The sequence below is a fragment of the Thermovirga sp. genome (assembly GCF_017656375.1).
Taxonomy (GTDB): Bacteria; Synergistota; Synergistia; order Synergistales; family Thermovirgaceae; genus Thermovirga.
Map to the genome: position 1 here is coordinate 1 of NZ_JACDOB010000041.1, position 8,792 is coordinate 8,792.

An 8,792-nucleotide genomic window follows, 5' to 3' on the forward strand; every position below is an offset into this window, starting at 1 on the left:
CCTCTTTGAGTGCTGCTGCGGCCTCTTCGAAAGATACCTTCTTGAAGGAAACTTTTTCGCCAGGGAGCCGCTGAGCCAAAAGTGCAATGTGAGGGGTGGTTATGACCGCTATCTTGGTGTATCCACCGGTAGTCTGGCGGTCTGCCAACATGGCCACGGGCTTTTTGCTTCCTGGAACCTGTATGGCTCCTAGTGGAATGGCGTCTGAAATTATATCAGCCCCTGATTTGTGCTCTATCTCTGGACCGTCCAGCCGGTATCCCATGCGGTCTGCCTCGTTGGTTATGGTGTATTCGGAGCTTAAGAAGGTCTCTATACCCTCAGATGTGAAGTAGTCATCCTGTGGCCCCAATATGACGTTGATAGGCATGTTTTGCCCATACGGTGGGATTATCCACGATGGGCAACTGAAACCTTCGCACAGCTGCCATAATGTTGGCAATGGCCCTGTAAGGAGGGTGTCCTGTTTCTGAATAGCCCGCCCCTCCAATCCTCCAATGTGGGCCCTAAGGTAAGTGGAACGGCTTCCCATAACAACGGGGACATCTATTCCGCCAGATACACATAGGTAGGCACGGCATCCCGGTCCTGTAGGGCCTCCTATAGAGATTTTGTCCCCGGCCTTTACACGGATGGCGGTCCAAGTAGGGGCTTTTTCTTTGTTTATCCGCATATCCAAAGAGGCGCCGGCGAGGCATACGACGCCTTCTCCCTCTGAAACCTGAAGAGTTGGCCCCATGACGGTGATCTCTAATGCCGCTGCGTTAGGGTCGTTGCCAACGATTATGTTCCCCACCTGGAGAGCAAAGCTGTCCATCGCCCCTGCGACAGGCATGCCTATTCCCTGAAAGCCCCATCTCCCAAGGTCCTGCACAGTTGTTAAAAGCCCACCAGAAATTACTTCAAGTCTCATTGGGCGTCACCCTCTTTCTCGAGGATTTCAGGCGGGTAAGTTCCTTTAGCGACTTCGGAAGAAATGGCCTGGTATTCTTCGAAAGATATGGGTTTGAAGCGCACCCAGTAGCCGGCTTCTATGAGTGTCGGGTTTTCTGATGCAGGGTCGAACATCTTGAGCGGAGTGCGGCCTATGAGCTGCCATCCTCCAGGGCTGTCGATGGGATATATGCCCGTTTGCTTGCCAGCGATGCCTACGCTTCCCGCTGGTATGAGGGTTCTGGGAGTCTCAAGCCTTGGTGTAGCTATCCTCTCGTCCATGCCTCCGAGGTACGAAAAGCCAGGGGTAAAGCCCAGCATATAGCAGTAGTAATCTGGTCTTGTGTGGATTTCAATTACTTCTTCCACGGTCAAATTGTTATGCTTTGCCACATTTTCTATATCAGGGCCTAATTCTCCGCCGTAGCAAACAGGTATGACAAGTAGTTTGCCTCCAGGGGCCGCCTTTTCGGTGCTTGTTTCAGATAGGGCGGTTAATGTTTCCTTGAGCTTGTCTAGGGGGATTTCAAGAGGATCAAAGTATATGGCCAAAGAGCGGTATGTAGGTATAAGCTCCTTTATCCCTCGTATGTTTTTATCTTTGAGTGATCGGCAAAGGTTTTGAACCTGGCCGTTGATTTCCAGAGAAATGGTTGAGCCGAATTCTATGACAATGCAGCTGTCTCCGGCGTTCAGAATCCTGGGGTAGGTCGATTCTTCCAACAGGTTCACCTCCATGGGTTGTGCTTGCATAATAAAAATACACCTTTAAATCAGCTTAAACAATAAAAAGCTTCCGGGCCTTGACGGCCGCGGAAGCGAAGAGCAAATCCAGCTTATTTGAATAGAGTAAATATTCTTCCGAGGGACATGAAGCCCATCCACATGGTGAAGGCTGCCATTACATATCCGATGATGGACATCCACAGAGGATGCTTGTAGCTGCCGATAATGTCCTTCCTATGAGCTGCCAAAAGGACTGAGACCAAGGCAAGGGGGAGAATTAACCCATTGATTGAGCCGGCGAAGATCAAGAGGGCGACAGGTTTTCCTACGGTGGCGAATATGGCTGTGGAGAAGATGATGAATCCTATCATCCATGCGCGAAGCTTGTCGTTAACGGATTTGAAGAGGGTCTTGAGGAACGAGATAGATGTATAAGAAGCGCCGATGACCGAGGTTATTCCAGCGGACCAGAGGATGACGCCAAATATCTTGTAACCCAAATTGCCTGCGCCGAGACGGAATGCCGATGCAGGAGGATTGCTTGGGTCCAGTTTGTGCCCCATAAGTACGACGCCCAAAATGGCCAAGAAAAGGAGGAAGCGCATGATTCCCGTGATACCTATGGCGTTTATGGCGCCCTTGCTTATGGAAGGGAGGTTTTCCTCTCCGGTGATGCCAGCGTCAATTATCCTGTGGGCTCCGGCGAAGGAGATATAACCGCCGACAGTACCGCCTACAAGCGTAAGGACTATCATCCAGTCAATGGTAGAAGGCAATACGGATTCTTTGAGGGCCAACCCAATGGGAGGCTGGGTCTTAAATACCATGAAAAGAACCATGCCTATCATTACAAATCCCAGGACCTGTGCGAATTTGTCCATAGCCTTCCCGAGCTCTTTTCTCAAGAAAAGGAAAATAGCTATAGCTGCGCTGATTATTGCACCGATTGGCATGGATATCCCCGTAAGGACGTTAAGGCCCATGGCAGCTCCAGCGATGTTCCCTATATTGAAGACCAAACCGCCTAGCGCCACGGCGAAGGCTATGAAATATCCTAATCCAGGCAAAACCTTATTGGCCACGTCCTGGGCCCTCATGTTGGATACTGCAAGAATACGCCAGATATTAAGCTGCACCACGATGTCGATCAGGATAGAGCTCAAGATGGCGAAAGCGAACGCAGCTTTCAGTTTCTCGGTGAAAACTGCTGTTTGAGTGAGGAAGCCTGGCCCGATGGCAGAAGTAGCCATGAGAAAGGCCGCCCCAAGAAGAATGGACAAGGTGTTTTTTCTCGTTCTTTCCTTTTCCGCCGCAATTCCCAACCCTGCCTTTGCTTCAGTTGCTACCTTTGGTTCTGACACGAAAACCACCTCCAAAAAATTATTAAGTCTCACCTTTATATATGCAAAAAAGTTGCCAAAATTGCCATCGTGGATGAAAAATAGAGAAAATAAAAATAAAGATGCTAAAAAATAAAATATTTGGGAGAATGCGTTTTTGCCTATAGGGGCAGTTTGCGGGTTTTGTATGTTCGCGCAGCGCACATTGTGCGGGTTGCGAACGTAGATTTTCTATAGATGCATTTGGTTTCTGTGCCACGTTATGGTTCTGCGGGGAATTTTAAGTTCTGAGGCCAGTTTCTCGTCAGACTTCCCTGATAACCTTGCATCCCTTATGGCCTTTCGCAGTTGCGCTACGGACATGTCTGGCCTTGCCTTGAGGGGTCTTGAAAGGAGCTTATCCAGCAAGATTGTTCCAACGGGGGTTTGTCCCCACGTGGTTTTGACGATTCGTTGCACTGTAGAGGGATGGTAGCCCGTATGTTGGGCGACAGCGCTGAGCGTCATAGGGTATGGAGCATTGGCGTCTCCTAACAGGAATGCTTTTTGAGCATCTGCCAAAAACTGGGATATCCTCAATTTAGTGCGCAATCGCAGGGAAAAAGCTATAAGGACTTTTTTGGCTGTCAACCATTGGCTCCTTAAGGTGGGAATGCTTATGTGTTCCAAAAGCTCCGTGTCCAGATGCAGTTGGGGTAAATTTTCGTGAAGAAGGTGGACCCTCAACGTTTTGCCATCCTTTATAAAGGCTACCTCCGGTATTACAAACTGGGTTTTCGAAAGAAAATCCGCTCCAGGGTTGGGGTCCAGTTTTTTAATTTCTTGCAGAGCCTTTAGGATTCTTTCCTGTGGCCATCCAAACAGTCTAGAAAGGCCTTTTATGTCTCTGTTGACAAGGTGCTCCCATCCATTGGCCAAAATTAGCCATGGGTCCTTTCCTTCCATGCCTTTACGCCTCAGTTGTATTAAAAGGCATTCCTGTAGGTTTTGGGCAAAGAGCCCTGGGGGATCTACGGTGTTCTGAATTTCCTGCAGGAGCGAATGAAACTTTTCTTTGTCCATGCCTGTGAGGCCACAGAATATTTCTGCAGCGTGCTCCGTCAAATAGCCTCTTGAATCCAGGCCTTGAATGAGGATGTTTATGGCTTCGTCGGGCAGTCCGTCTAGGGATTTTATCAGCCTCAATTGAATTGATAGGCTTTCCTCAAAGCTTACCGGGGAAGGGATGTTTTCGATCCAATCGGCATCGCCATCTAGTGAGCTAAGGGGCACAGCGGGCGAAGATGGCTTTACGCTGAGAAAGACGTTATCCTCCAGTTGTCGTTTCAATTCCTCCTCCAGGGCTTGGGCTGGCAACGTCAGTAGGTTAAGCGATGGCAGTATAAGTGGCAAGGGAGTTATTTTTGTGTTTAGGTTTGGCTTTAGCTCGTGGCGCAGATCATTCAATGCCATACTTTTGCATCCTCCGAAGCAGGGCGAACCGCGAGATGCCAAGAATTTCTGCAGCTTTTGATTTGTTGTTCTGGGTTTTTCCCAGCGCTTCCTCAATCAATTGCCTCTCGAAGGATTCTATTTTCTCCTGGAGGGTGTGTCCTTGTATGGAGTTTAGGGCCTTGCCTTTGTTGGGCAGGTCGTCAAGCATTCTGTCAGGGAGGTCGCCCAACCTTATCCATCTGTCGTTAGGGTCTTTTAAAATAAACAGCCTCTCAACGAGATTTTTAAGCTCTCTGCAGTTTCCAGGCCAGCTGTAGTTCAGGAATACTTCCTCTACCTCCGGTGTCAGCGATAAGGGAAGGCGCTTAAACGATTTGCTGTACTGGTCTACAAATGTGTGGAAAATTTCAAGAACGTCTTTCCCCCTTTCCCTCAGAGGGGGAACAATTATAGGGAACATTGCTATACGGTAGTAAAGGTCCCTTCTGAACTCTCCTTTTGATATTTTCTCTTCTATGTTTTGGCACGTGGCAGATATTACCCTTAAGGAGACCTTTATCTCCTTTGTCCCTCCCAATGGCCGATACGTCCTGGAATCCAAAAATCTGAGAAGCTTTCCTTGCAAAGGCAAGGGCATATCTCCTATTTCATCCAGGAAAAGGGTTCCTCCGTCTGACAGTTCCACAAGGCCCATTTTGTCCTGGACTGCTCCCGTGTAGGCGCCTTTTTTATAGCCGAAAAGCTCTGCCTCCAGGAGGTTTTCTGGAATGGCAGCGCAGTTTAAGGCCACGAAGTTTCCTTTGTATCCGGATGTCCTGTGTATCAGCCGGGCCAGTACCTCTTTGCCTGAGCCGCTTTCGCCTTTTATGAGGATGTTCAAGTCTGGAACTTTGCTCACCTTTTCCACAAAGGCTCGTATCTGCTGGATTTGGGGAGAGGAGCCAGTAAGGTTCACGGTGGTGTCCTCGTTCAATTTGGAAACGGCTCTCTCCAGAGATATGTTTTCTGCGGCCCTGGCGACCATGTTTCGGGCGGCCTCAAGAGGGAAAGGTTTATCTAGATAGTTATACGCCCCTTCTTTTATGGCTTTGACTATGAGGGCCGACTCACCGAAGGCCGTCATTACTATTATCTTGGCTTGTGGTGATGCCTTCAGTATATGGGGAAGGGCATCAAGGCCGTCGCCGTCGGGCAACCTTATGTCTAAAAGCACTATGTCGGGGGTTTCTTTCGACAAAAGCTCTTTGAGGTCACCCAATGAAGGGGCCAAAGATACGGAGTAATTTCCTTCCTTTTCAAAGGCTATCTTCAGGCCCTGTGCCAGTGCCAATTCATCTTCAATTATCCAAAGTTTATACATGCTAGTTTTAGCCTCCTTCGTGGTATAACGGCAAAAGTATTTTAAACTCTGCTCCTGGCCCTGGATCAACTTCTATGGAGCCTTCATGCATCTGAACTATCTGCAGGACCATGGGTAAGCCCAATCCTGTCCCATCTGACCGTGTCGTGAAGAATGGGTCAAATATTCTTTCAATGAGCTCTTGTGGGATGCCTGGCCCGCTGTCTTTTATGCTCAAAAGGGAGAAGTCCTCTTTTTTTAGGGCTTTGACTTCTAGGGTTCCTCCTGTTTCTTCCATGGCCTTTATGGCGTTAAGGGCCAGGTTCAGCAGCATTTGCTGCAGTTTATCCCGGTCGCCCCAGACATAAATGTCTCCATCTGGTAATTTTTGGTGCCACTGAATTTTCTTCTTTGAAAGCTGTAATTTGACCATGTTAAAGGTCCATTCAAAAAGTTCTTTTACGCTTACGGGCCCTTTCACCAGTGCTTTTGGCCTGGCAAAGCTAAGTAGCTGGTTGACCGTGCCGTTCAGCCGGTCGAGCTCCTGATCCAGGACTGTGAGGGAAGGCTTACCCTCTTCAGGCACCGTTTCGGAAAGAAGGTCCAGGTGTACTCTCATGGATGCCAAGGGGTTTCGTATCTCGTGAGATACCCCTGCAACCAGCTGCCCCAGGGCTGCGAGGCGCTCTGCCCTTGCTACTTGGCGCTCCCTGTCTTGCCATTTTTTTAGCTGATCTATCATGGAGTTGAAAGTTTCTCTCAGGGTTTGGATTTCGCGGAATTTGGAAGGTTTGCCCGGGACGTGAATCCACTTTCCACTGCTGACTTCATGGCATGCCCATGCTATGGCCTTTAGCGGCCTGGTTAACGAGTAAGCCAACAGTATGGCTATCTCCAGGGCTAAAAGCAGGCCTATCATCCCCATGACAAGGACGAGCCGCCTGTTCAAGAGCATTTCTGAAAAAATCTTTTTGTGATCCAGTGTTACATGCCACTTAAAGCCGTCGGCGGTTTCTAATTTGTAGCTTCCCATTTCTTCTTTTGGTCCAGTTAAGAATATCCAGTTTTCTCCCACCTTATTCACCAGCAACGTCGCTTCCGAAGTGCTTAAGTACTTAACCAGGGAGCTTACTTCTTCCAGCCGATTTTTCTCTGCGTTGAGGCGGTCTTGGTATTCCACATACAGGGCGGTTCCTGTAACTCCAATGGTAATTATTATAGCTAGAATGGAGACTATGGTCTTTACCATGAATTCCAGGCTAGGGCTTTTTATTTTCATGCCTTGTCCCTCCCTGGTGGTAGGTGCCATATAAGTCCTTCAAGGCATAGGCTTGGCAGCAAGGCCTGTTCTGGGCGGACATGAAGGGCGTAGACCAAAAACGTATGAAGTACCAAGGCCGCAAATATGGCCGTAAAGAGGCTTTCTTTTCTCTTTTTGTTTGGTATGTACATGGGCATAAAGAAGCATATGGATACTACAGCCCAGCTGTATTGCCCCAGATCCAGTATGCCTGGAAGGGGGAGCTGGCTCAAAACAAGGCTAAATGTGGCTATTAGGCCTATGCCTATGCGGTTTATGAGCAGGAAACGGTCTTCGTGGATGATGTCGTCTTCCCTATGGGCGGACCATGAAGGGAACAGGTCGTAGCAGAAGGAACATGTAGCAAGAAGAAGCTGTGAGTTGGCAGTGCTGACGGCAGCAGCAAGTATGGCTATCATTAAGAGAGTATATATTTGTGGCGGCAAGAAGGTAGACATTAGGGTGTACAAGGATTCTCCGTGAGAGGTTATGTTTGCTGTATGAAACAGTATTTTGCCTCCTAGGCCTATAAAAGTGGTGCAGGCGTATATCCAGCCTATTATGAGTGCAGAGATCCAAAGCATTGAAAAAGCTGTTCTTGGGCGCTTTGCCGACATTATGCGGATAGCGTACTGGGGATTTGATGCTACGCCAAAGCCCCAGCCCAGCATTATTGAAAAAGTAAATAATGCCCCTCTTTTATCCAGTATCTCAAGCAGCTGGGGGTGAGTTTTGGCAATGTCCGCGTGTAGTTTGATAGGTCCTCCCACCTGCTTTAACACAAACAGTGCTCCTATTGTCACGCCCAGGACAATTATGATCAGGTTGAGGGCGTCGCTTTTGGCGACGGAGGGCAAGCCTCCGAAAGTGGTGTAGATGACGAAAAGGTAGATGAGTATAGAAGAAATGATAGGTGGAGTCCCGAGCATGCTTGATACTATGGAGCCGAACACTCGGAATTGAATCACTATATACAGGCTGTAGGCCACAAGGAGCGCTAAGGCGGAGAGCTTTCTCAGCCTTTGGTCTTGAAAGTTTTCCTCAAGCCATTCAGGCAGGGAAAGGGCCTTTGATTTTCTTAATTTGCTTACAGTGAAAGGGAGAAAAACCAATCCCAGAATCCACCCGTTGACGGAGGCAGTGAATGCCTGATATCCATCGGAGTAAAGCCAGGCGGTGTAGCCTATAAGGCTTGCCGCACTCATCCATGTGGCGACGAAGGTCGCTACAGAGACGGAAAGAGAAAGGTTCTTACCTCCCAGATAGAATAATCTGCGGTTTTCATCCCAGTAAAAGGCCTGGCCTGCCAGGAGGATAACCAGAAGAGCATACCCGCCGAAACCGGCCATTTGCATCAGTAGCGCTTTTACGCTCAACTTTTCTTCCGCCCCTTTATGCAGAGCTTAGTTACCAAAAAGGGAGCTAAAATCAAAAGAGCGAAGATGACCCAATCAAGGAGCCAAAGGTTATTTCTTATTTTTATCCTCTCCTTTGCCTAACTGTAAAAATCCATAAAACAATTATATATTACGCTCCCCAGATTTCGGATTTCGGGGTCAGGTCTTTACTTTTGGCGTTGTATGCAAAAAACTATTTGTTGCAAATAACATCTTTAAAACACCAAAAATAAAGCCTCGACTTCTGGATGCGGTAGTTATTTACAGGGTCCATTATTTTGTAGTGATGGAGCGTAATGAGGGCTGCCCTCCGCACCCTACCT

The 8,792-nt window shown here is 48.4% G+C and carries 7 protein-coding genes; all 7 read right to left on the reverse strand.

Annotated features, from left to right (window positions below; translation table 11 throughout):
* Positions 1-913: biotin-dependent carboxyltransferase family protein (locus H0Z23_RS08080; RefSeq protein WP_296868935.1), on the reverse strand; the 913-nt coding region annotated here is incomplete at its 3' end.
* The gene (gene pxpB / locus H0Z23_RS08085; protein ID WP_366928890.1) at positions 910-1,665 is read right to left on the reverse strand and encodes a 5-oxoprolinase subunit PxpB; all 756 of its coding nucleotides are present in this window, start codon (positions 1,663-1,665) and stop codon (positions 910-912) included. The genes H0Z23_RS08080 and pxpB, both read right to left, overlap by 4 nt.
* A 104-nt stretch (positions 1,666-1,769) precedes the next feature.
* On the reverse strand, positions 1,770-3,020 hold the full coding sequence (locus tag H0Z23_RS08090; RefSeq protein ID WP_296868936.1) for an NRAMP family divalent metal transporter: 1,251 nt from the start codon (positions 3,018-3,020) through the stop codon (positions 1,770-1,772).
* Positions 3,021-3,230: 210 nt separating this feature from the next.
* Positions 3,231-4,451, reverse strand: a complete 1,221-nt coding sequence (locus tag H0Z23_RS08095; protein ID WP_296868937.1) for a hypothetical protein — start codon at positions 4,449-4,451, stop codon at positions 3,231-3,233.
* Positions 4,438-5,793, reverse strand: coding sequence for a sigma-54 dependent transcriptional regulator (locus tag H0Z23_RS08100; protein WP_296868938.1), 1,356 nt, complete (start codon positions 5,791-5,793; stop codon positions 4,438-4,440). Before H0Z23_RS08100 ends, H0Z23_RS08095 begins: the two co-directional genes overlap by 14 nt.
* Positions 5,794-5,800: 7 nt before the next feature.
* Positions 5,801-7,051, reverse strand: a complete 1,251-nt coding sequence (locus tag H0Z23_RS08105; RefSeq protein ID WP_296868939.1) for a HAMP domain-containing sensor histidine kinase — start codon at positions 7,049-7,051, stop codon at positions 5,801-5,803.
* On the reverse strand, positions 7,048-8,448 hold the full coding sequence (locus H0Z23_RS08110) for a sodium:solute symporter family protein (RefSeq protein ID WP_296868940.1): 1,401 nt from the start codon (positions 8,446-8,448) through the stop codon (positions 7,048-7,050). The genes H0Z23_RS08105 and H0Z23_RS08110 overlap by 4 nt, the downstream gene beginning before the upstream one ends.
* Between the last annotated feature and the right edge of the window lie 344 nt (positions 8,449-8,792).